At 36.5% G+C, this 24712-nt stretch carries 20 protein-coding genes; 19 read left to right on the top strand and 1 reads right to left on the bottom strand.

The genetic code is table 11. The features are described from left to right. Position 1: 1 nt before the first annotated feature. Positions 2–1006, bottom strand: coding sequence for a formylglycine-generating enzyme family protein (locus ACT53H_RS14200; protein ID WP_476009455.1), 1005 nt, complete (start codon positions 1004–1006; stop codon positions 2–4). An 819-nt stretch (positions 1007–1825) separates the two neighbouring features. Between ACT53H_RS14200 and ACT53H_RS14195 the strand changes: the two genes are divergently transcribed. The 19 genes from ACT53H_RS14195 (at position 1826) to ACT53H_RS14105 (ending at position 24695) form a co-directional block, all read left to right on the top strand. Next, entirely contained in the window at positions 1826–2515 is a 690-nt protein-coding gene (locus tag ACT53H_RS14195) for a hypothetical protein (RefSeq protein WP_151822129.1), read from the top strand. A gap of 16 nt (positions 2516–2531) precedes the next feature. Further along, entirely contained in the window at positions 2532–3035 is a 504-nt protein-coding gene (gene tssB, locus ACT53H_RS14190; RefSeq protein ID WP_003651049.1) for a type VI secretion system contractile sheath small subunit, read from the top strand. Next, positions 3028–4509, top strand: coding sequence for a type VI secretion system contractile sheath large subunit (gene tssC / locus ACT53H_RS14185; protein ID WP_013198291.1), 1482 nt, complete (start codon positions 3028–3030; stop codon positions 4507–4509). The genes tssB and tssC overlap by 8 nt, the downstream gene beginning before the upstream one ends. A 49-nt stretch (positions 4510–4558) precedes the next feature. Continuing rightward, positions 4559–5062 (top strand): Hcp family type VI secretion system effector, encoded by a 504-nt coding sequence (locus ACT53H_RS14180; protein ID WP_003651052.1) that lies wholly within the window; start codon positions 4559–4561, stop codon positions 5060–5062. 78 nt (positions 5063–5140) lie between these two features. Further along, positions 5141–5617 carry a type VI secretion system baseplate subunit TssE gene (gene tssE, locus ACT53H_RS14175; protein ID WP_002048404.1) on the top strand — a complete coding sequence of 159 codons (477 nt, stop codon included), beginning with the start codon at positions 5141–5143 and terminating at the stop codon, positions 5615–5617. 16 nt (positions 5618–5633) lie between these two features. Beyond that, entirely contained in the window at positions 5634–7445 is a 1812-nt protein-coding gene (gene tssF / locus ACT53H_RS14170) for a type VI secretion system baseplate subunit TssF (protein ID WP_476009454.1), read from the top strand. Then, complete coding sequence (gene tssG, locus ACT53H_RS14165) at positions 7409–8407, top strand: type VI secretion system baseplate subunit TssG (protein ID WP_174740484.1); 999 nt, start codon at positions 7409–7411, stop codon at positions 8405–8407. The genes tssF and tssG overlap by 37 nt, the downstream gene beginning before the upstream one ends. Beyond that, positions 8404–9813, top strand: coding sequence for a hypothetical protein (locus ACT53H_RS14160; RefSeq protein ID WP_476009453.1), 1410 nt, complete (start codon positions 8404–8406; stop codon positions 9811–9813). Before tssG ends, ACT53H_RS14160 begins: the two co-directional genes overlap by 4 nt. A 30-nt stretch (positions 9814–9843) precedes the next feature. After that, a complete protein-coding gene (gene tssM / locus ACT53H_RS14155; RefSeq protein ID WP_476009452.1) occupies positions 9844–13665 on the top strand; it encodes a type VI secretion system membrane subunit TssM in 3822 nt (1273 codons plus the stop codon). 37 nt (positions 13666–13702) lie between these two features. Next, positions 13703–14662 carry a type VI secretion system-associated protein TagF gene (gene tagF, locus ACT53H_RS14150; RefSeq protein ID WP_004793188.1) on the top strand — a complete coding sequence of 320 codons (960 nt, stop codon included), beginning with the start codon at positions 13703–13705 and terminating at the stop codon, positions 14660–14662. 2 nt (positions 14663–14664) lie between these two features. Further along, positions 14665–15432, top strand: coding sequence for an OmpA family protein (locus ACT53H_RS14145; RefSeq protein ID WP_474770250.1), 768 nt, complete (start codon positions 14665–14667; stop codon positions 15430–15432). Between the two features lie 16 nt (positions 15433–15448). Then, positions 15449–15712 carry a PAAR domain-containing protein gene (locus ACT53H_RS14140; RefSeq protein WP_005304032.1) on the top strand — a complete coding sequence of 88 codons (264 nt, stop codon included), beginning with the start codon at positions 15449–15451 and terminating at the stop codon, positions 15710–15712. A gap of 148 nt (positions 15713–15860) precedes the next feature. Continuing rightward, positions 15861–18542 carry a type VI secretion system ATPase TssH gene (tssH, locus tag ACT53H_RS14135; RefSeq protein ID WP_474770248.1) on the top strand — a complete coding sequence of 894 codons (2682 nt, stop codon included), beginning with the start codon at positions 15861–15863 and terminating at the stop codon, positions 18540–18542. A 21-nt stretch (positions 18543–18563) separates the two neighbouring features. Beyond that, positions 18564–19658: a type VI secretion system protein TssA gene (tssA, locus tag ACT53H_RS14130; RefSeq protein WP_004793180.1), complete on the top strand. Its 1095-nt coding sequence runs from the start codon at positions 18564–18566 to the stop codon at positions 19656–19658. Positions 19659–19674: 16 nt separating this feature from the next. Then, positions 19675–21039, top strand: coding sequence for a type VI secretion system baseplate subunit TssK (tssK, locus tag ACT53H_RS14125; protein ID WP_005304041.1), 1365 nt, complete (start codon positions 19675–19677; stop codon positions 21037–21039). Between the two features lie 17 nt (positions 21040–21056). After that, on the top strand, positions 21057–21863 hold the full coding sequence (icmH, locus tag ACT53H_RS14120) for a type IVB secretion system protein IcmH/DotU (RefSeq protein WP_174740056.1): 807 nt from the start codon (positions 21057–21059) through the stop codon (positions 21861–21863). A 12-nt stretch (positions 21864–21875) separates the two neighbouring features. Beyond that, entirely contained in the window at positions 21876–22499 is a 624-nt protein-coding gene (locus ACT53H_RS14115) for a hypothetical protein (protein ID WP_174731037.1), read from the top strand. A 7-nt stretch (positions 22500–22506) separates the two neighbouring features. Further along, entirely contained in the window at positions 22507–23460 is a 954-nt protein-coding gene (locus tag ACT53H_RS14110) for a M15 family metallopeptidase (RefSeq protein WP_004793171.1), read from the top strand. Between the two features lie 77 nt (positions 23461–23537). Next, the gene (locus ACT53H_RS14105; RefSeq protein ID WP_476009451.1) at positions 23538–24695 is read left to right on the top strand and encodes a winged helix-turn-helix domain-containing protein; all 1158 of its coding nucleotides are present in this window, start codon (positions 23538–23540) and stop codon (positions 24693–24695) included. Positions 24696–24712: the final 17 nt, after the last annotated feature.

Below are 24712 nucleotides of genomic sequence, written 5' to 3'. Positions count from 1 at the left end.
GTTATTTAATCGGTTGCTGGATATTGGCAACACAGCGAACAGAATATAAGCGATATTTTGACTTACTTTCATCATTTGGAATAGGAAAGGCTTTACTTCTAGCTATATTAAAACCATCAGCCATCATTAAGTTATCAGCTCCCATTGCTACAGTACCTCGTAAAACCTTTTCAGTACCTGTTTTTGGTCCTGTTGGGTTATTGCTAGGTGAGTGTTTATAATAATCTTCATCGTACCAATCATTCATCCATTCATAATTATTAGTAACAAGATCATAAAAACCTAAAGGGTTTGGTGGTGTTTGACCTATAACCGGAATGTTCGCGACAGTTTGTAAGTCATGTGAATGTCTGTAGTTATCATATTGATCTAATCCCCATAGGTTTTTCTTTGGTTCTACTTTACCTGTATTCGTTGCGAATAAAGTATATTGTCCTTTATTTCGAGCTACATATTCCCATTGCGCTTCAGTAGGTAAGTCCATCGGTGTACCTACTTGTTGCCCAAGCCACTGACAGTATTCTTTGGCTTGTTGCCAAGCCATACCAGTTGCTACTTCATGGGCAATATTTGAACCATAACGTTTATTATCTGTACTCGCAACTTGTCCAGTAGCTTCAGTAAAAGTATTAAATTCCTCTAAGGTAGTCTTATAAGCATTCATATTAAAACTGCTAAGGGAAACTTTATGAAGTGTTTTATTATCCCCCCCTGGAGAGAATGGTTGGTTACTAGGTTTTTCAGTATTACCTTTAGGATTTTTTACTGCCATGCTATCAGGTACAGTTTTTTCTAATTCAGGAGTTACTAGTCCAAAATCACCCATAAGGTAGCTACCACCTTCAACAAAGATCATATGCTTTTTGGTTTTCTCAACCAATTTCTGAATTTTTTGTTGAAGTTCTGGTGAGGGCTTTGATGACTTATGATTTGTTTCAGTAGATTTAGCACAAGCGCTTAAAGCAAAACTTGAAAATAAAACAACAGCTATATTCCGTTTCATCATTTTTTAGGAAATCATTAGGTTGAATATTGATGAAACTATTTTAGTAAGAGATGTAAAAGATATAAAGAGCGGTTTTGTTATTCAACTTAGCGAATAATCATTATAGTGTATGAAGAATCAAAATGAACTTAGATATTTATAATTGAAATGTAGATTAGATGCTTTTTGTATAGAATTAAGCATGAATCTATTGGCTATTTAAAAGAGGAGTCTATAATTTTTTATCATACTTTTACAAAAAACAAACTTAATTTTTTTATTCTATTTTTTTGATAATGTGTCGAAAAGGCATGCTAGGGCAGGGTGTGGAAACTTTTAACCTTTAGCTAGAAAATTAAATTTATATAAATAAGTATAATAGATAGACAGATTAGTCTTGACAAGTTTTATATTTTTTGCACTTTAATTTTTACTTTACGTTTTGATGATGTGTTCATAACCAAATAGAAATACCTTTTGGTAATATAAAATTAAATATTGTTAAGCAAATGTTTCATGAAAACTAAATGAATGATATTTATAATAATTTACTAATTAGTTTTAATTTTTATTTAACATATGAAAATCAACAACTTATTTTTAATTACAAAAAATAACAATATTATATTTTTATAAGAATAACTTTATTAAGCTATATTTTATAACCATCTTAACTATTTACTTTTAGTTTAAGTTGATATGATTTTTATATAAAATATGTTTGTTTATATGATAAACTGCGCGTAAATTTTTTGAATATAAGGTTTTTAGACTGATTTTTTAATGTTTTATTAATATTAACTTTTCAGTAAGGCCTTGAATAAATAAGAAAACAGAGGAATGAAAGTTGTGTTGAAACGAAGTATTTTGATACTTTCTCTGACTGGAAACATTATCGGTCTATCAGGTGCTCATGCAGCAGAACTTGAGCCTGTAAAACTTAAAAAAAGTTGTATTAAAAAAAATCCTTTAGCAGAAGGTCAGAATGACCCTGAGTTATTGAATATTTTTAAACAAGTTTGTGATAGTGATAATACGACTCAAAAAAATGATTTATTAGCTAAAGCAGCTATGCGTTTTTATCAAACCAATCAACCAGTTAAAGCATTAAATTTGGCAAGTCAATTGCAAAGTCAAAATATACGCGGTTCATTAATAACAGATGTTTTATTTTTATCTGGTGTAAGCATCGCAAATAACTCTTTGCAGCAAATGCGAAGTCAGGAAATGCGTTATTTAAGCAACGATGTAACTTATCCACCCGCTAAACAATTAATTGAAAATATCCATACTTCAATGCCTGCGCCAGATACTTCAAATGTTAAGGCGGCTACAGAAGGTGGCTCAGTTGATAATGAAAGAAGAAGTTATAAAAAACAAACTGTAACACGCAACAGAGTTACTGCTTCCAGAGCAGCAACAAAACGAGTAGCAACTCCAGCAAAAGCAACTGCGGTTAAACCAAAAACTGCCCCTGTAGCCAATGTTAATAAATCAAAAAGTTCGCCTTTTGACCCTTTAATTAAATAATCAGGAATAGAATCTTATGGCTAAGAGAGAAAGCGTACAAAAGAAGCTTCAGCGAATTCGACCTCCACGTGTTCAGCTTACATATGATGTCGAAATTGGTGATGCAAAAGAAGCGAAGGAACTACCATTTGTTGTTGGTGTGATGGGTGATTTTTCGGCAGCTTCTGAGCTTGAACGTACAAAATTAAAAGATAAAAAATTCATTAATGTCGATTTAGATAATATTGATGAGGTTATGGAGTCATTGTCTCCAAGAGCTGCTTTTCAAGTAGATAATACGCTGACTGAAGAAGGCGGGAGAATTGCAGTTGATTTAACATTTAAGTCAATGGAAGATTTTCGCCCAGAAAATGTTGTTCAACAGGTTGACCCATTAAAGAAACTCGTTGAAGCACGTGAGCGTTTAACCGATTTAAGAAATAAGATTTCTAACAGTGAGCGTTTAGAAGACTTACTTGATGAAGTGCTTAAGAGTACTGATCAAATCCGTAAATTAAGTGCGGAGGCTGATCATGAATAATGCTCAATCGGCAGCAATGCCTCTTGTTGAAAATGAACAAGTTAATCTTTTAGACTCGATTGTTGAAGAAAGCCGTATTGCCCGAAATGAAGAAGAACATTCGCGTGCAAAAAGCTTAATCGGTGAACTTGCTAAAGAAGTAATGGCAGGAACAATTACAGTTTCTGAAAATATGACTTTATCAATCGATAAGCGTATTGCAGAAATTGATGCTCTGATTTCAAATCAATTAAGTCAGATCATGCACAATGAACAATTCCAAAAGATTGAGTCAACTTGGCGTGGTCTTTACTACTTCTGTCAAGAAACACCTTCTAATCCTCTCATTAAAATTCGTATGTTGAATACGACTAAAAAAGAGCTGGTTAAAGATTTTCAAGGGGCTACAGACTTTGATCAAAGTACCTTGTTCAAAAAAATCTATGAAGAAGAATATGGATCTTTTGGTGGCGCACCATATTCAGCACTGATTGGTGATTTCGAATTTGACCGTACACCTTCTGATATGTATTTGCTTGAGCAAATTTCTCATGTTGCTGCAGCGGCTCATGCGCCATTTATTTCGGCGGCTAGTCCAAGCATTCTTGGTCTTGAATCATTTACAGATATTGATCGCCCTAGAGATGTGTCAAAAATCTTTGAAACAGCTGAATATGTTCAATGGCGTTCATTCCGTGACAGTGAAGATGCTCGTTATGTCGCTTTAACCTTGCCGCATGTACTTGGTCGTCTTCCTTATCATCCAAAGGAAGGAACAGCTACAGAAGGGTTTAACTTTGCTGAAGATGTTTCGGGTGCAAACCACAACGAATATTTGTGGATGAATGCTGCTTATGCTTTTGGTACTCGTTTAACAAATGCATTTGATATGCATGGTTGGTGTGCTGCAATTCGTGGTGTTGAAGGCGGTGGTTTAGTCGAAGGCTTGCCTGTTCATACGTTTAAAACACAAGATGGCGAAGTGGTATTCAAATGCCCAACAGAAATTGCGATTACTGATCGCCGCGAAAAAGAATTAAGTGATTTGGGCTTTATTCCTTTAGTGCATTGTAAAAATACCGATTACGCTGCTTTCTTTGGCGCGCAATCAACTCAAAAACCTAAAAAATATGACAATGATACAGCAAATGCTAACTCTGCTTTATCGAGTCAAATTCAGTACATCATGGCCGTTTCACGCATCGCTCATTATTTAAAAGCAATGATGAGAGACAAAGTGGGTAGTTTTGCTTCTGCTGGAAATGTTGAAGCATTCTTAAATGAGTGGTTGTCACAGTATGTATTACTTGATGATGGCGCTTCTCAAGAAGCGAAAGCTCAATACCCTCTGCGCGAAGCGTCTGTAAAAGTTGTAGAAGATCCTGCTCAACCAGGTCACTACAAATCTGTGGTTTTCTTGCGACCACACTTCCAGCTGGATGAGTTGTCAGTTTCTTTGCGACTTGTTACTGAGTTACCTCAGTCCTCAAATTAATAAAGGTCAGCGAAAGAATAACTTTAAATTAAAAATAGGAAAGTTCTAAATGAAAGATATATACGTTGAGTTTCGCGGTAAATATAAAGTTGATGGCGAGTCTCGTGACTCTGAGCACAAAGGCTGGTTAGAAGTTAACTCTTGGTCTCACAACATTCGTCAACCTAAATCTGCTACTTCAAGTAGTGTTGGTGGTCATACTGCTGAACGTGTTGAACATTCAGATATGCTTTTTATTAAAGACCTAGATGCAACTAGCCCGAAATTATGGGAAGCATGTTCAGCTGGTTATACATTTGATGAAGTACAAATTGATTTTTATCGTGCAAATGGCGATAAACGTATCAAGTACTTACAAATTAAATTGAAGCATGTTCTAGTTTCTAGTGTAACTCCAACTGTTAACGAAGAAGGTGTTCCAACTGAAGCGTTTGGTTTGAAATACGCAGCTGTTGAGTGGACTTATAACCAACAAGATATTAACGGTACTGCTAAAGGTGCTGTTACTAAGAAATGGTCACTTTCTAATAATACTGCTTCTTACGCAGCATAATTATTTAAGTGAATATTTGGTGGAGGCTGACATAAAGTTAGCCTCTGCTGTCTTTAAGCATGCTTGTTGTGAACTCGAATGAATTTAGATCGGCTTTATCCATATGGATTTCGTTCAACTTTGTTTGATCGCTTAATTCCTGAAAGTGAAGATTATGCAAAGGGTCTTTCTATTCAGCAGTTAAGAGAATCGGTAGCAAAAGATTTAGAAGACTTGCTGAATAGTCGAGTCGCTAAATTGGATCATGTGGTTGATGATTATCCGCTAGTTAAAAAATCTATACTTCAGTTCGGGATTATTGATTTTGTGGGGCTTTCTACAGCCAACCCGCTAGATCGAGACAAGATTTGCCAATCCATTGAACAATCAATAGCAGCTCATGAACCTAGATTAAGACAAATACGGGTAGAGATGTTGTTAGATGGGCACAATATGGGGGCGCTATGTTTAAGTATTCAGGCTTATCTAAATATTCATCCACTGTATGAACCTGTCGTTTTTGATGCATTGCTAAAACCGACAACGCAGCAATATGTAATTTCAGCGAGAACCTAAGCGTAGTGGGTGTGTTGTGATAGAAGAGCTTTTACCGTTTTACGAAAAACAACTACAAGAATTTGGTCAGCAATCTCGTGAATTTTCACAAAAATATCCGAAAATTGCTCAGCGCTTATCTTTAAATCAAGAGCAGATTGATGACCCGCATATTGAGCGTCTTATACAGGCGTTTTCATTAATTGCTGCCCGCATTGATAAAAAGCTTGCTGATAGCTATGACGTATTTACGCGCTCTCTATTTGAAGTGATGTTTCCTCAATATTTACGTCACTTTCCTGCTTGTTCGGTAGTCAGTTTCGAAGATATAAATAAAATTAAACAGCTCACGGAAGCGCATATTGTTCCTACACATACCATCTTAAAGTCGCGTAGTTTTAAAGGGGTTCAGTGTGAGTTTAATACTACACAAGAAGTCAAATTACTCCCGATAAGTTTGCAAGCGCTAGAGTTCAAAAGCACACCTAGTGCACATATTCATTTAAGTCAAAATGCGACTTTAAATTTTAAATTCGAAATTTTTAACAATGCTCATCTATGTTTAAAAGATGAAAAACTACCTATTTATTTAGATGCGATTTCTAATTTTCCACTTCAAGTACTAGACAGCATTTTTAAGAAGGGGACAACTTTTGCTATTAAAATAGGGCAGAAAGTTGTTGAGCTGAATAAAAATCCATTTGAATTAACTGGCTTTACAGAGCAAGAAAGTCTATTGCCTCTTGATCAGCATACTCATCATGCCTATCGATTACTGATGGAATATTTTTGTTTTCCTGAAAAATTTAATTATCTAAAACTCGATTTAAGTTTTTTAAAGCTTCTATCTTTAGAAGAGAGTAGTTTTGAGCTGCTTATACATTTTAAATTAAATTTAAATGATCAAACTGTAGTCCGAAATTATTCTGAATTAAATGTCGCTAACTTTAAATTGTTTACTACACCCGTCATTAATTTATTTGAAAAATACGCTGAACCTCAAAAAATTGTACACAAGCAATTAGAATACCCACTGATTACAGACGCACATCATCCTGAGTTTTATCAAGTCTATTCAATCACTGAAATGAATATGGTGCGTGAAAAAACTAGTCACGAAGAAAGCTATGTTCCTGTGCTACCTTTTTTCGCGATGAGTCACTACCATACTGATAAGGCTCGTTTTTTCTATTCAGTGAACTATCAAAAACTACAGCCCAATTTCGTCGAAATGGGATATTCAATTATTTCTAAAAATTTAAATCCTTCTTCAACACGTTCGGATTTTATTAGCACAAAATTATTGTGCTCAAATCGTGACTTACCACATGAAGCATTGGGGCAGTCTAATAATATATTGAACCTGAATGATAGTAGTTTGGCTCGCCGTGCCATTGTTTTAAAAAGACCTACAAAACCATATCAATTTGGTCAAAGCCAGAGTGAGCAGTGGCGTGTTATTTCACATCTTTCATTAAATAGTTTAGCTTTAATGAAAGGTGATGCGGTATCCCATATTAAAGAGTTACTTGCGTTATACAATTTACCATTATCAAAAGAAAATTATTTAATTATTGAATCAATTAAGCATCTTGAATTTTCACTTACTCACAAACTTGTAGATGGAAAGCCATTTCCAATGTTTGTAAGAGGGGTGAAGGCCGAGTTGCAAATTGATTCATCAGTATTTAGAGGACATAGCCTATACATTTTTAGCCAATTGTTAAGTCGTGTTTTTAATTTAAAGGTTCAAATTAATAGTTTCGTTGATTTGGTCGTTAAGGATTATTCATCTCAGCAGGAGTTATACCAATGCAGTCAGAACGTTGGTGGCAAGACTCTTCTATAACAGCTGAGCTCTTTACAAAGCCAAAGTCTTTTGAATTTATCCAAGCAACACGGCTATTAAGACACGATTCAAGTCGCACAGTTGGTACATCTTGGGGTGATCATTTTAAGTTTGAGACATCCTTTAATTTAAATTTTCCTGCTACAGAAATTGAAAATTTAGAATTAACGGACGAGCGGATTTATATCACGAATTTAATTGTTGGTCTTACGGGCATACAAGGCGCTCTGCCTTATACATATACGAATAAGATTAAGCAGGCCCCGCGTCAGCAAAGAGCTGAAACTAAAGAGTTTCTGAGCTTATTTAACCATAAGCTTACTGCTCAATATGTAGAGTCGAGCATTACCTATAATTTGCCGATTCGATATGAGATCGAGCATAAAAATGATTATCTCGATATTTTGCATGCATTAAATGGCTATGTACGATCACAACATCAGCAAACAGAGCTTGATGATTATTTTGCAGAGTTTTCAGGATTAATGCAGGGCCAGAACAATACAGTTCATGCATTAAAAACGATGTTGTCTTGTATTTTTAAACATGAAATTACGATTAAAGAATTTATACAAGAATCTTTTAAGTTAGCGAGTGACCAGTTAACGACTTTAGGTGGAGCTCAGCCGAGTCTACTTGGTGTTAATACTTTTTGTGGTGAAACTATTCAGCAAATTGATGGGAAAATTGAAATTCAAATTGGACCATTAAAGCGTCAGCAATATCTCAGTTTCTTACCAAATCAAGAATTAAGTTTAAAACTAAAAAAAATTGTAGAAACTTGGTGTAGTCCAACTTTATCAATAGATCTTCGACTCGTATTAGATGAGTCAGAAATACAACCTATTTGCCTCACTCACAATAATGTGAGTGGTTTGGGGCAAGGTTCTTTTCTTATATCACGAGAACCGAAAGTACATAGTCATGAAACTTGCTATAGCCTTATTGGAGAGCGAATATGATTAAAAAAATATTACTCTCGTTCATCGCTATTTTTGCATTAATTAGTGGATTTATTATTTTCTACTGGCGTGATGTTCAATATAACCCTGATAAGGGTGATTTTTTCCTTTATTTCCTACTATTACCAGCAATTATTACTTTGGTGATTTTATCACCATGGTTAATTTATAGTGCTTATAAAAATTATAAAGAAAAGAAAGAACAAGCTATAAATCAAGATAAAGGTGATGCTAACCAAAAACAAACTGCGGTAACCGATGCACCACTCGAACAGCTAGATTTTAATCTTTACTCTTCTTTTGCTGTACATGCACTCGGTGAGAATGAAAACATTATTGAGCAGCTACAAAACTTTAAAAGTCCAGAGCTGGATGATCAACTGTTAAATTCTTACGGATTGCCTCTTTTATCTTATCGTATTAAAGACTTGGATGAAGATAATCATGAGGAGAGCGAATATGCTTCTCCACGACAAGTTCGTATGATGTTATTAATAAAACAGCAATTAGAACAAAATATAGAAAACTTATATCTTCTTGCAGAGCATTTAAAACGTTCGACTTTATTTTATGAATCACAACAAGCCCGTGAATATCATATGCATCCGGCATGGGTTGATCCCGAGTCTGAATATGATGATGTTCAAATGCCGATAGTAGAAGTTTATCGTTTAAATCGCTTAAATCTACATATCCTTCTTTCTGAAGATTTATTACATATCTGGAATGATGAACAAAGTAATGAATTAATTTTAGAGTTTTTTGCTGAGATCGGCATTCCTGCTCAAAAGATCCATATTGAATATCATTTTTTTGGAGAGCAACTGGCTTACCAAGAACTGATACACCTATTAAAGGGTATTCATAAAAGGGAGCATGAGATATTCTTTTTGCTCGTCGCCGATTCCGAAATTGATCAGGATCTAGTCGATGAAAAGTCTTGGATGATTAAAGATTATATTCCTGCTGAATTTGCAGCAAGCTGTTTACTTGCTGATCCTTTAGTAAAAATTCAAGAATTAGAACCTACAAAAAATCTAAAAGTTGTTGTAGGCCAACAAGATACGGCAAAGCTTTTTACTAATTTTGAATTTCATGATTTACCTCAGCATGAAGGTGAGGAACCTTATGTGCTGATATTGTCAGATCAGACCGATATAAAAGTTTCGAAGAAATTGCAGCAACACTTTCTTCAAACACCTGTAGAACCCCATCACTATATTTATGTGAAATCTTCATTAGGGCATACCCAACATTTAGCTGATATTTATGGCTTTATGCTGAGCATGCATTTCCCTGAACATATCATTCCTTTTGTCTTTGGTGAAAATACAGTGTCAGCACATACATTTGTGCAAAGTGTCACTGAAAATTCAGAAGATGATGTGATGGTGTTGAATAACTAATTTAAACTTTGGACTTAGAACGAGAATAGAATGCATACAATTTTAGGCTACTTGTGGCAGTACATCACGAATCCTAAAGCAATTATCGCCTTGTCATTGTTCGTGGCATTGATGTCTTCATATACTTCAATTCCTCGTCATATATTCTGGGCTTTAGCAACTGCCTATGCTTTGGGTCTTATTGTTTATGGTATCTATTGGCTTATTCAACGAAGAAAGCATGCTGCTCAAGGCGAAGAGCTAGCTGAAGCAATTGAAAAAGATAACCAAGCTGAATATGGCAAAAATAAAGATAAAGAAGAGCTTCAGCTTGTTAGTCAACAAATGAAAGAATCAATTCAACTGATTCGTAAATCTAAGTTGGGTGATAAAAAAGGGAATGCTGCACTATATGAGCTTCCTTGGTATATGGTTATTGGTAACCCAGCTGCAGGTAAAAGTTCAGCTATTTATAATTCTGGTTTAAAGTTTCCTTTCGAAGAAACACATCAAAAAATGGTATCTGCTGGTTTAAGTGGTACTCGAAATTGTGATTGGTTTTTCTCTACAGAAGGTATTTTGCTCGATACAGCGGGCCGTTATTCTGTTTATAGTGAAGACCATTCTGAGTGGTTAGGTTTCTTAAATATTTTAAAAAAGAACCGCTCTAAAGCTCCAGTTAATGGTTTGATTTTAATTGTTAGTATTGCTGAGCTCATTAGTCAAAGTCCTGAAAACTCATTAAAGCTTGCTAAAAATTTACGTGCTCGTATTCAAGATCTAACTGAACGTCTAGAAGTAGTTGTACCTGTTTATTTAGTCTTTTCAAAGATGGACTTGATTGCAGGTTTTACCGAGTTTTTTGAATTTTACGAAGCTCAAGAATATAACCAAGCTTGGGGAGCAACGCTTCCATATGAGCAGAGTTCTTCTCATAACGCGGTAGATTTGTTCGAAAAACATTACACCATTCTTTATGATGGTCTAAAAGGGGTAAGTTCGACTCATTTGAGTCGCCGTCATTCGCAAAATATCTCACCAAGTGTAATGACCTTCCCATTAGAATTTAAAACATTAAAACCCGCTTTAAAAAGCTTTATCGGTACACTTTTTGAAGATAATCCATATCAATTTCAACCTGTTTTCCGTGGGTTTTACTTCACCAGTGCTTTACAGGAAGGTGTGATTGAAAGTCCAATGACGGAACAAATTGCACAAGAATTCCAGCTCACACAGGTTGCTCAAAGTGATTCAAAAGATCATTCAAAAATTACTCCTAACCATGGCTATTTCTTAAATGGCCTATTTTCAGATGTTATTTTAAAAGATAAAGACCTTGTTAAGCAGCACGTAAATACGGGTAGAAAACGTCAGCGTTATATTGCATTTATTGGTGCTTTGGCGGGCGTTTCAATTATTCTTGGCGTATGGGTTTGGTCTTATCGTAATAACCAACAATTAATTGGCGAAGTTCAAGCAGATCTAAATAAAGTAGTTCAATTAGAAAGAGCTTCTGGTCAGCAATTGTCTACCCAATTAGAAGCTTTACTTATTCTTCAAAGACGTTTACAGCAGTTAGATGAGTTTGACGAAAATAGACCACTTAAGTTTAGTTTTGGTTTATATCAGGGCAATGAGCTTCGTGAAAAGCTAAAAGCCGAATATTTAAAAGGTGTTAAGCAAATTGTATTGACACCGACACAGCAAAATATTGCTCAATATTTGCAACGCGTAAAAAATAATGAAGTGACATTAAAAGCGAATCATACGAATGTGGAGATCAAGCAAACCGCTCAGTCTCAACAATATTTAGAACCTTCAGATACCAATCCTCAAGATGCTTATAATGCATTAAAAGCGTATTTGATGATGAGTAATCCACAATACATGGATGCAAGTCATCTGAGTGATCAGGTTACGCGTTTCTGGCGTTCTTGGTTAGACGCAAATAAAGGCCAAATGCCACGCGCAGATATGATTCAGGAAGCTGAACAGATCTTGTCATACGCAATGACTTTAGCGAATGATAAACAGTTCCCAATTTTAGAAGCTGACTCTCAAATTGTTGATCAAACACGTCAAGTATTGCTCTCTGTTGTTCGAGGAATGCCGGCGCGTGATCGTGTTTATAACGAAATAAAAATGCGTGCAGCAGTACGTTTCCCTGCGTTGACTGTAAGTCAGATTGTGGGTGAAGCAAATAAAAATGTTGTATTAGGTAGTTATGCATTACCGGGTGTGTTTACCCAAAAGGCATGGAATGACTATGTAGAAAAAGCAATTGAAGAAGCGGCAGATAAGCCAACAGATAGTAAAGATTGGGTGTTAAATAGCCGTCAATCTGATGATTTAACTTTCTCAGGTAGTCCAGAGCAAATTAGAAAGCAACTGACAGCGCTCTATAAGCAAGAATACATTGCGGAATGGAGAAAATTCTTAAGTGGTATTCATTATGCTAAGGCTGCCCAATTCCCTCAGCAAGTAAAAAATATTGATGTTTTAGGTGAGCCACAGAACTCTCCAATTAGAACATTAATTGAAAGAGTTGCAATTGAAACAAACTGGGATAATCCAGTTGTACAAGCTGAGTTGGCAGCTCCACAAAAAGGATTTATTGCATGGTTTAAACGTAAGGTTTTAAATCATGATGATAAGGCTGCTAATCAAGTGGCAACTAATGCTCAGGGTGCTATTTCTCAAGAATATCAAATGTTCTATCAGTTGGTTCGCAAACGCGATGATCAACAAGGTAAATCATTGCTTGATGAATATATGACAAATTTAGCCCTTGTTCGTAGTAAATTTAATGAGCTTAAGAATGCAGGGGAAGTTGGGCCTAATGCGATGACATTAGTCAAGCAAACCCTGAATGAGCAAACTTCTGTATTTAACCAAACGCAAAAAATTGTAGATGAAAAAATGGCGGTTGGTTTTAGTGAAATTGATCAGCGATTACTACAAAAATTAGTAGTTAGCCCACTGACACAGGCTTTCGAGAGCTTAATTACGCCGACACAAGACGAAATTAATAAATTATGGGTCATGCAGGCGTATCAGCCATTTACAGCAAATCTTGCTAAGAAATATCCATTTAATTCATCTGCTTCTTTGCAGGCGACAAGTAGTGAAATTGGACAAATCTTAGGTGAAAACGGCAGCATTTCTCGTTTTGTAAAAGAAAATCTTGATCCATTTGTTATTCGTCGTGGTTATACATTAACGTCTAAGACATGGAAGGATTTAGGAATTAGTTTAAATCCTCAATTCGTCATGAATTTCCAAAGATATGTTTCACCAGCCAATGGTATGGCAACAGGTGAGTTGAATAGTCAAGCTCCTGCTGCACCTGCAACTAATCAATCTAACTTCCAGTTCTACCCAATTCCGAATCCACAATTGCTTTCATATACCGTGGATATTGATGGTCAGCGCATGACTTATGAGAACGGTGTGCAACAGTGGGTGAACTTCATTTGGCCAAATCAAGGCAGTATTCCAGGTGCTCGTATTACAGCTGTGGATTTACAAGGTCAAACGCATACGATTTTTGATGAGCCGGGTGAATACGGTATTAACCGCTTAATTGATAGTGCTCAGCGTAAAGAACAAAATGGCGGATTTGAAATGCTTTGGCGTAGTAAAACTGATCCATCATTAGTTGTAAAAATGAATTTCCGTCTGATCAGTAGTAATTCAGGCAGTATTGGTTCAAGCCGTGGTTATGCCGGTATGCAACTAGTGGATAAAGTCACTGCAGATAAAGCTGCTCGTGTAGTGTCTGCTCAGCAGGCGCCAGCTCAAGCAGCTGCTCCAGCAAAAACAGAAAATCCTGTTTCAGCACTTGCTCAGCCTTCTGCGGGAGTTAAACCATGACATGGAAAATAACCTCTATGCGAAAGGAGGAGCAATAATGCAGACATTAAAAACAACGCCTTTGTATTACGGCAAAAGTCCTGCACGAGGCGACTTTTTAAAAACAAAAGGTCAGAATGCTCTAATACAGTTGCTTGATCAGTGGATTACTGAAGCATTGGAATACGCAATGCAATCGGGCAGCTTTAAAGAAGCTTATAATACGTTGCCTTCACTGGATTTCTTTATTGCGAATCCGAAAGAAAATATGTTTTTAGCGGCTAACCTTCTCGCAAGTGAAGATAGTTCGGGTCGATCTTTTCCAATGGTACTCAGCCATTTATTAGAAATTGATTTACCGTATGATAATTTGCTATATGCACCTTATAGCTATAAACATGTACTCGTTGATTTATTTCAAAATAATCGTACTTTAAAAGGAATTAAAGATTCAGATCTATTACTTGGAAAATTAGGCCACTTACAAAATCAAATTCAGGTTTTAACTGAACGCGAGTGTGTAGGTTTCTATGAAAATCATACGATGCATTCATTTGCTCAGTTAATGAAGCTCAGTATTTATGAGTTAGCGCAAAGTATGATTGGGCTAGGATTATTACTTCAGCCAATTTTACAAAATGGAACCAGTCGCTTAAATAAAGTTTTAATTTTGCCTATTAATAATCCTGCTTACAGTTATGAAATAGCAGCCTTTTGGGTCAGTATTATTTGTCGCTTTTTAAAGGAACATAATACTGAGGTGTTGATAGGTTTGTTACATCGAGAGCAACCTGTATTATTCTTCGGCTTTCAAGGGGCTGATATTTTAGCCTTGAGCGATATTTTTACTCAGAATATGGATAGTAAACATTGGGTTTCTTTAATAGAAGCTCAGTGGATTGATACTTATTTGGAACAAAATGCTGGTTTAGCTACGCTAGAACAATCATTATGCCAACGCCAATTAAGTTTAAATCAAGGCTTAAAACTATTTAGACAGACTTTTTTGGGTGAATAATAATGAATCAACGATATCAAACTAAACTTTCACAGCTCATAAAAGGCTGTTTTATCTATGCGATTGCTAATTATGCTTTGGCTCAGCCCATTGTTGTAGAAGGTGTGGTTCCTAACGAGGCGAGTAAACAGACTATCTTATTAAAAATGCAGTCTGTTTATGGTGCCGATCAGGTTGTAGATAAAATACAAGTAAGACCCGTAGCCGCTCCAAATGGATGGAGTGACTCGGTAACTCGAGTGATTACCCCTGATCTTAAAAAGGTTTCACAAGGGAAATTAAGTGTAAATGGTACTCGGTTTGAGTTGAGTGGAAAAATGCTGAATCCAGCAGATATTCAGCCTACAATTCAGTCTTTTCAAGGGTTAGTACAGCCACCATATCAACTGTATTCGCAATTATCAGTCAATCAGGCTGAGCAGAAAATCATTGATGATGCACTTAAAAATCGAATTATTGAGTTTGAATCTGGTAGCGCAGTTTTAACTGATGCAGGCCAAAAAATTCTAGATGAGATGGCTGTTGCTTTAAACAAAGTAGGCGGCAAAAGAGTCAAAATCGTGGGACATACAGATAGTTCAGGTGATGCGACTAAAAACTTAAAACTTAGCCAAGACCGTGCATTAGCAGTTAAAAACTATTTGATTAGCAAGAGTATTCCTGCCGACCATTTATCTACAGAAGGTTTAGGTTCATCTAAGCCAGTTGCAGATAACACTTCTCCGGAAGGAAGAAAGAAAAACCGTCGGATTGAGTTTACTGTTCTATAAATATAAGGAGAAGAACATGGCTAGCCCTTACATTACGATTGGATGCCCAACCACTGGTGGAGGGCAAGTCATTTCAGGAAACAGTACATTTTTAATTGATGGAATTGCAATTGCTTGTGTAGGAGATAAGGCGACTTGCCCGTTACACAAAATAGTGGCAACGATTGTATCGGGAGATCCGAATATGCTTGTCATGGGTAAATCAGCGGCGCGTGTAAATGATTCATTATCATGCGGCTGTAAATTATTGCCAAAACAGAGTTTAGTTAATCAAGGATAAGGGTAGAGATATTTTTATATAGATATAAATATCTACTAAAACATATTAACGCTTGAAATGATGAGTAGTTTGTCTGGTAAAGCTGAATTTTGTTAATATACAGGCATTATGATTTTAAGCATTAAATTATTTAAAAATATTGAGAGTAATGATGAGTAATTTAAAAATTTTAATTACAAAACTTTCTACAGTTGCGCGAACTGCTTTAGAAAAATCGGCTAATGCTTGTGTTATTCAACAAAATTACGAAATTGAAATTGAGCATTTATTCTTAGAGTTACTTAATCAATCTTTAGAGAATGATTTAAAGATTTTATTAAAGAAATATAAAATTTCATCTGAAGCTTTAGCTGATGATTTAAAAGAAACAATTTCTCAATTACCGAAAGGTAACTCACGAACTCCTATTTTTGCTAAATCTATTGTTCGTTTGTTTGAACAAGCATGGTTGTTGGCTTCGGCTGAGCAAAATCCAGTTATTCGCAGTGGTCATTTATTAGTGGCGTTATTAACTGCACCTGATTTATATCAAATTGCGACTCGTGCTTCGAGTTTATTTGATCTCTTACCAATTGATTCAATGAAACATAAGTTTCTTGAAATTTGTGAGAAGAGTATTGAACAACAAGATGAAACAAAAGCATCTTCTGGTGAAGCTGAACCAATAGGCGCGACTGTAGCAAATACCAAAACTGCTAAAACACCAGCACTTGATCAATATACGATTAATCTAACTGAAAAAGCGAAACAAGGAGGTATAGATCCGGTTATTGGGCGTGAATATGAAATTCGGTTAATGCTCGATATTTTAATGCGTAGACGCCAAAATAACCCGATCTTAACGGGAGAACCGGGGGTTGGTAAAACAGCGGTGGTCGAAGGTTTAGCCTTAAAAATTGCTCAAGGTTTAGTGCCTAATGCCCTTAAAAATGTCCATTTACATGTGCTTGATATGGGACTTTTACAGGCAGGTGCAAGTGTTAAAGGCGAATTTGAAAATCGTTTAAAGCAAGTGATTCAAGAGGTTCAAGCCTCGGTTCATCCTATTATTTTATTTATTGATGAAGCGCATACTTTAATTGGTGCAGGTGGACAAGCAGGGCAAAATGATGCTGCAAATCTTTTAAAACCAGCACTTGCACGTGGTGAGTTGCGTACTATTGCTGCGACAACTTGGGCAGAATACAAACAATATTTTGAAAAAGATGCTGCATTGAGCCGACGTTTTCAGGTAGTAAAGGTAGAAGAGCCAACCGAAGAAGTTGCGGTAGATATGTTGCGTGCGATGATTCCTGTCATGCAGCAGCATTTTAAATTACAAATTGATGATGAGGCGATCGTTACAGCGGTTCACTCTTCACATCGATATATTAGTGGTCGTCAACTTCCGGATAAAGCAGTTAGTGTTCTTGATACGGCAGCAGCACGTGTTGCGTTGACCCAAAATGCCCAACCTGTAAAGCTTGATCAGTTAAAAGCCCAAGAGCATAACTTAAAGCTTGAACAGCAAATTTTAGAAAATGAACATCGTCAGATTCCAATACATCATGAACGCTTGGAAGCTTTAAAAGCTAATTTAGAGTCTTTGCAAAAAGAGATTCATGAAACTGAAGAGCAGTGGCAAAAAGAATTAGAACTTGTTCATAAAATTCAAGAGTTAGAAGCACAGAATCATTCTAATGAGTCTGAAGCTTTCGATCAGATTAATCTACTGCGTAAAGATCTTGCTGAAATTCAAGGCCAGCAACCATTAGTATTTGAAAGAGTAAATTCTCAAATCATTAATGAAATTATTTCTGATTGGACCGGAATTCCTGTTGGAAAAATGGTTAATGATGAAATTAAACAGATATTAACGCTTGAAGATAAATTGGGCGAGCGTGTAATGGGGCAAGATTATGCACTTACACAATTAGTTCAGGGTATTAAAACTTCAAAAGCAAGACTTGAAGATCCGAATAAGCCACAAGGTGTATTTCTTTTGGTGGGCCCAAGTGGTGTAGGTAAAACTGAAACTGCATTAACTTTGGCAAATGAATTATATGGGGGTGAGCAGCATTTAATCACCATCAATATGTCTGAATATCAAGAAGCACATACTGTATCTTCGCTTAAAGGTGCACCTCCTGGATATGTGGGATATGGTCAAGGTGGTGTTTTAACAGAAGCTGTTCGCCGTAACCCTTACAGCGTTGTGTTGCTTGATGAAATTGAAAAAGCACATAGTGATGTTCAGGAACTGTTCTATCAAGTATTTGATAAAGGTACTTTAGAAGATGGTGAAGGACGAGTAATTGACTTTAAAAACACCACTATTTTATTGACTTCAAATGCTGGCTCAAGCGCAATTATGCAAGCGTGCTTAAATACACCAGTCGAGGACTGGCCGACAGCTGAAGAATTGATTGACCACTTAAAACCAAGTTTATATAAGCAATTCAAGCCTGCATTTTTAGGTCGAATGAGAGTTGTGCCATATTTCCCATTGCATGACGATCTACTCGTACGAATTATTAAACATAAGTTAGGCAAGATTACAGCAAGAATTGAAAAACAATACGGTACACAAGTCCAGTATTCTGAAGATGTGGTAGAGCTGCTTTTAAGTCGCTGTACAGAAGTCGATAGTGGTGCGCGTAATGTTGATAATATTTTAAATTCTACGGTGTTACCTGCATTGGCTACAGAAATTTTAGTGGCTTTAGCAGAGCAAAAGTTGCCAAAAATTATCATGATTGATGCTAAAGATGACGAAATTCAATATTTACTAGATCCGGTTGCAAAAGCTGCTAAAAAAAGGACCAGTAAAAAGTTGAAGTCAGAAGTTTAAATTGAATAGAGCTAAAATTAGATGAATATTGATATTTCTGAACTCCTTGAACCCATTAGTGATAGCTTACCTTGTGGTGATGACTTTTCATTTTCTAATGAATTTCATGAAATCAAAAAGGCGAAAACACAAGATGATCTATTGCTAGATCAAGGCGATTGGGTGGCTGAGCGAAAACAAGCCGACTGGGATTTTGTATCAAATAAAACGAGTGTTTTGCTAAAAGAGAATACAAAAGATATTCGTCTATTAACTTGGCTCATAGAGGCTTGGACTCATCTTTACGGTTTTGAAGGTATGGCGAAAGGCTTAACTTTAAGCCATACCATGCTTAATCAATATTGGCAGGAAATTCATCCTGTTATTGAAGATGATGACTTAGATCAACGCATTGGTTTATTACAGGGTTTAATTAATCAGTTACCTGGCTTGTTGAAGAAAGTCTCTTTAACCAATACAGTGCCTTATTACAATTTGCTTGATTACGATAATTTTCTATATCACGAGAACATTCGTCGTAAACAAACTGAAGAGTACGATAGTCAGTCGGGACCATCGGAGTTAGAACAGTTCGATCAAGCTATTTTTAATACGTCTAAAACTTTTCAATATTCTAATTATCAAGATTTTAGCTCAGTCTTAACCGAGTGGGATGTTTTAAAGCAAACCCTTGACCATTTAATGGGGCTAGACTCACCGAGTTTTGGTGCAATTGATTCAGCATTTGAAACTATTCACAGCACATTACGCAAGATTTATAAAGCAGAAGCTTTCGGTACTGGACTTACGCCAGTCCAAGAGCAGGCGACTGTCATCACGAGTTCATCTATGGAAAATCAAGTGCCTGTACAAGTTGTTTCAGATCAGCCTGCTTTTCAGCCTCAAGCACAAACACACTTGGCGAACCGTGAGCAAGCAATGAAAGTGCTGCAAGAAATTGCGGATTACTTTCAGGCAAACGAGCCGCATAGTCCTGTGAGTTATATGCTTCAAAAAACGATTAAATGGAGTCAAATGCCATTACATGAATGGTTAGCGCAAGTCATCAAAGATGAGCATCCATTACAAATGGTTCAGGAAATGTTAGGTGTGCAGCCTAAAAATGAATATGAATAAAGATTGGTAAAGACATATGTTTAAAGCTGAAAAAGTCCTATGGGGCGAAGGTTTATTTTTAAGACCTCAACATTTCCAAATTCAAGATACCTATCATGAACAACGCTTGAATCATACGGTTCGTGCGGTCGTACCTTTTTCATATGGTATTCAGAAATTAAGTTTCGATGAGGCTCAATTGAGCACACATATTCTTGCTCTTGAGTCTGTAGAGATGATCTGGCAAGACGGTGAAATTTATCAGGCGCCTGCATATGATTTATTGCCTGAACCAATTTTATTGGATGATCTTAATTTACGTGGTGAGATGCTAATTTATTTAGCATTACCGCTCTTACAAGCAAATAAGCAAAATCTAATTGATCAAAACCAAGCACAAAAGGGCAGATATCAATCACACCTTGTCGAAACGCATGATCTGTTTACTAACGCTACCGAAGCAGATATTAGTTTGCTACGCCGCCGTGCTGTTTTTAAATTATTAGATGTGCATAGTAATCCAGATCATAATCTGGATGGTTTCTTATATCTGCCTATTGGAAAGATTAAACGTCAAAGTTCAGGTGCTTTTGAAATTGACCGAAAGTTTATTCCACCAATTTTGCATGTGGATGCCTCTGAAACACTCATTTCAAACTTAAAAAGAACTCTGAACGTTATTAAGGCAAAAATTAAGACGATTCAAACCAATAACCGAGAAAATGAACAGAAATTAATTGAATTCCGTTCAGGTGATATCGTTTCGTTCTGGTTGGTAAATGCCTTAAATACAGCTCATGCTGGTCTAAATCATTTTGTGCAATATCCACAAATTCATCCAGAGCGTTTGTTCTTCGAATTATTGCGTTTAGCAGGTTCATTATTAACGTTCTCGACGGCCTATGATGTCGATCAGTTGCCTGCCTATAAACATCATAATTTACAAGAAAGTTTTTCGCAGTTAGACACGATTCTACGTGATTTACTCGATACGATTATTTCGAGTCGTTATATCAGCATTGCGCTTAAAGAAATCCGACCTTCATATTGGGTGGGAAGTCTTGAGACCGATAAGATTACTCGAGATACTCGACTTTATATTGCTGTATCAAGTAGCGCAATGCAGACACATGAATTAATCCAGATTGTGCCTTTACGATTCAAGATCGGTAGCACTTTAGATGTGGAACAACGTGTAGTTGCTGCATTGCCTGCGATTCCATTGCATCACTTAATTCAAGTTCCAACTGCAATACCGGTACGTTCTGGGGTGAGCTATTTCGAGATTGAACCACATCATGAACTTTATCAGCGCATGTTAGATTCAGAAACGATTTGTATTTATGTTCCAGCTGGTTTCCAAGATATCAGTATTGAACTGATTGCGGTTATGAACGCTTAAAGGTAAAGGAGAGAAAAATGTCACAATCCACAGGTGCTCCTTCTTTATTTGATGATGGACAAATTGGAACAGGTGGGAACAATAATAGCCAGTCTCAAGCAAAACTACAGGCAATCAATCTTATTGATTTATTGCATGACGGCTTTTATTTGGTTTTTTTAATTCGAAATCAGTATGTGCCAGCAGACGCTCAGCAGTTTCGTGAAAAAATCTTAAATTTACTCAATCAATTTGAGCAGCAAGCCAAAAAGTTACAATTTTCAGCTGATGATATTCATGATGCTAAATATGCATTCTGTGCTTTGATTGATGAAACGATCGTAACGCAACAAGACGCAAGTTATTTTAATTTGCAAAATGCTTGGTTAATTAGCCCGTTACAATTGAGCTTGTTTGGTTCTCAGTTAGCGGGTTATCGCTTCTTTGAAATATTGGAGCAATTACGTAGCCGTGGAAAAGAACGTCTAGCTGCTCTAGAAGTATTTCATTACTGCCTTTTATTAGGTTTTCAGGGTAAGTACCGAATCGAATCTACGGAAAGTCTCAATCATTTAGTATCAAGAGTAGGTGACGAAATTGACTATTTGAAAGGAAAAAAAGTTGCCTTTTCGCCGTTCTCGGCCATTCCCGATCAGATACGAAATATTATTCATCGCGAAGTACCTTTCTTTTGGATTTTGATCTTTTTATTGATTTTTGCATTGCTTACCTTTGCTGGGCTAAGATTTATGCTGAATAATCAAAATGATAAAGCATTATCTAATTATCAAAATGTGATTTCTGCTCCTCAAGAGCAAGCGCATATTACAATTTATTTACCTTGATGATGGTACGAAATGGCTCAGGAAAAACCAACTTCTATTCGAGTTCTACAATCGAATAAAAAAAAGCCGAAATCACCAATACTTTATATTGTCATTGGTGTTATTGCCGGGGTGTTTGTCAGCATCTCGCTATTCCTGTTCTTGTCTCAACCGCATTCGTCAGAATCAATAGCAATTGAGAGTAAATCAACAGAGGAACAGATTTTAAATCAAGAAACTGCTCATTCTTCTGATGAACAAAGTCAGGTTGCTGTCAGTCAAGACAACGAAACAGATTCAATGAGCCGTGATGGTTTTGAACAACCTAAAGATAATGAATTAAGTAATATCTTTAAACCTGCTCAGCATAAGCCTGCTACTGTCAATCAACAGCGAGTTTCTCCGTTTGACGAACAGCTCACGGGTGAAAAGAAAGTTCAGGTTGTGCCTCAACTACAGACGGGTGCAGCTAAAACGGCTCAACCGAAGGTACAGCCGGCTCAGCAAAAGCCAGTGACTAAAACGCCGCAGCAACAAGTGGCACAGGCTAAACCTGTTGTTGAGAATAAAGCTCCAGCCGAACCCGAAGCTGAGGTTGAACCACCTAAAGCATCGGTAGATATTAAAATTACACGAAGTCCTTTTGCTGTGAATTAATGAACAAATGATGATTTTTCTCATTTTCTTTTGCTTTACATGCTTAGCAATTGGTTTAGCGTTTTTAATGTCTTATGAGCTAAGGACGAGAAGCAAAGATTTTGTTTTGTCATTACTGCCACAAGGCCGTAAACAGCTTAATCAGGTTAGACAATTTGCTCAAACAATGAATCAGGCGGCTGCGCCTGAAAAGCTGCAATCCCATTGGCATTTACAGCAGTGGTGGATTGTTATTGCAGGCTTTTTCTTATTTGCCAGTATATTAGTTTTTGCTTTTACTCGACCTATTAGCTCAACTCGAATTGAAGCTGAATATCTCAAAAAAACAGATCCTCAAATCTACGCGCTTTTGAACGGTGAAATACTATCACCGCCACCAGAAGTGGATGAAAGCCTAATTGAAGCCGCAATTGTAGAGGCTACACAATTAGAGCAACAATATTCTGCTCAAAATAGTGGAACCATTAATTCTTCACCTATTGATAATACGAGTTTTGATGGGCGAGCTATTTTAGATACCAGTTTAGTAGATCGTAAATGGAGCAAAATGAACCCCCGTTATAAGCAGCGTTTACTCATGGTTTTTAAAATCATGAAAGAACAATATGGTTATGAGTTGGTTCTATTAGAGGGATATCGTAGTCCTGTGCGTCAGAATATGTTGGCAGGTAATCCGAACACGACAAGAGCAAAAGGGTATCAGAGTTATCATCAATTTGGTCTGGCAGCAGATGTCGCCTTTAAACGAAATGGAAAAGTGGTTATTTCTGAAAGAGACCCTTGGGCTATGCAGGGCTATCGTTTATATGGGCAAGTTGCTGAATCGGTTGGGCTTACCTGGGGCGGACGTTGGAAATCTATTCAAGATTATGGTCATACAGAGTTCCGTATGCCGGGCTTAAGAAAGACACAAGAAATGGCAGAAAAACTGATTGCTGAAAGTTTGAATGATATAAATTAAAAAGAGAAGAATATGTTTACAGAACCTAGAATACAGGACATAAAAATTGATTCAGTGATTAGCCCATTGAGCTTTCTATGACTTCATCTTTAAAACGTTTGGCTCTATTTAATCAAGGCTTAGGTAAAACTAGTCCATTTGCAAAAGGTGTGGATGGAACTTTACAGGCTATTGAGCATTTAGGATATGTACAGATTGATACCATATCGGTTGTAGAGCGAGCTCATCACCATATATTGTGGAGCCGAGTGCCTGACTATGATTTAAATCATTTAAATAGTTTGGTACGCGAGCGCCAGATTTTTGAATATTGGTATCATGCCGCCTCTTATCTTCCTATGAAAGATTATCGCTATGCACTGCCTGCCATGATGTCTGTTAGGAAAGGGGAAAGCCGTTATTTTAATAGAGGTGATCAGCAGCTCATGAATGAAATTTTGGCCCGTGTTCGTGCTGAAGGTAAAATTCGATTAAGAGATATTGATAAGAATAATAAAAAGAGTTTAGGAAACTGGTGGAATACCGGACCAGGCCGCCGTGCTTTTGAGCAGTTATATATGCAGGGTGACTTGATGATCTGTAAGCGTAATGGAATGGAAAAAGTCTATGATTTGACCGAACGCTGTTTACCTGAAAATATTGATTTAAGAATGCCCACGCTTTATGAATATGCGCAGTATTTATTTAATAATACGCTTCGAGCACATGGAGCATTTACATGGAAGCAATTAGTTCATTTAAAGAAAAATGATTTAAAAGAGGCTATGCGTGTTGTGCTAAAAGAGCAGGTTGATGCTGGTGTTTTATCAGCGGTTAAACTTGCCGATGGTCAAACCCTATATGTGGATGTAGCTGCAATAGAACAAAAAGTGGAGACTGATTTTGCTTTAAAAATACTTTCACCTTTTGATAACTCGCTTATTCATCGTGACCGCTTAACTTCTTTATTTGAGTTTGATTATCGAATCGAATGCTATGTACCGGCAGCTAAACGGTTATATGGATATTTCTGTTTACCTATTCTTTATCAATATGAGTTAGTAGGCCGACTAGATTGTAAAGCACATCGGTCTATCAAAGAATTAGAAGTGATTAGCCTGCATCTAGAAAAAACAATCAAAGATAAAGAGCATTTCTTTTTTGAACTAGATCAAGAGCTCAAACGTTTCGCAGCATTTAACCAGTGCTTAACGATTAATAACAAAGTGATTAAGCTTATTCGTACTAAAATTTAAACACCAAAAGCACTCTG

It is taken from the genome of Acinetobacter sp. DMC2, from assembly GCF_056314305.1.
The sequence above is the reverse complement of the archived record's forward strand: the minus strand, read 5'-3'. Positions and strand labels throughout refer to the sequence as shown.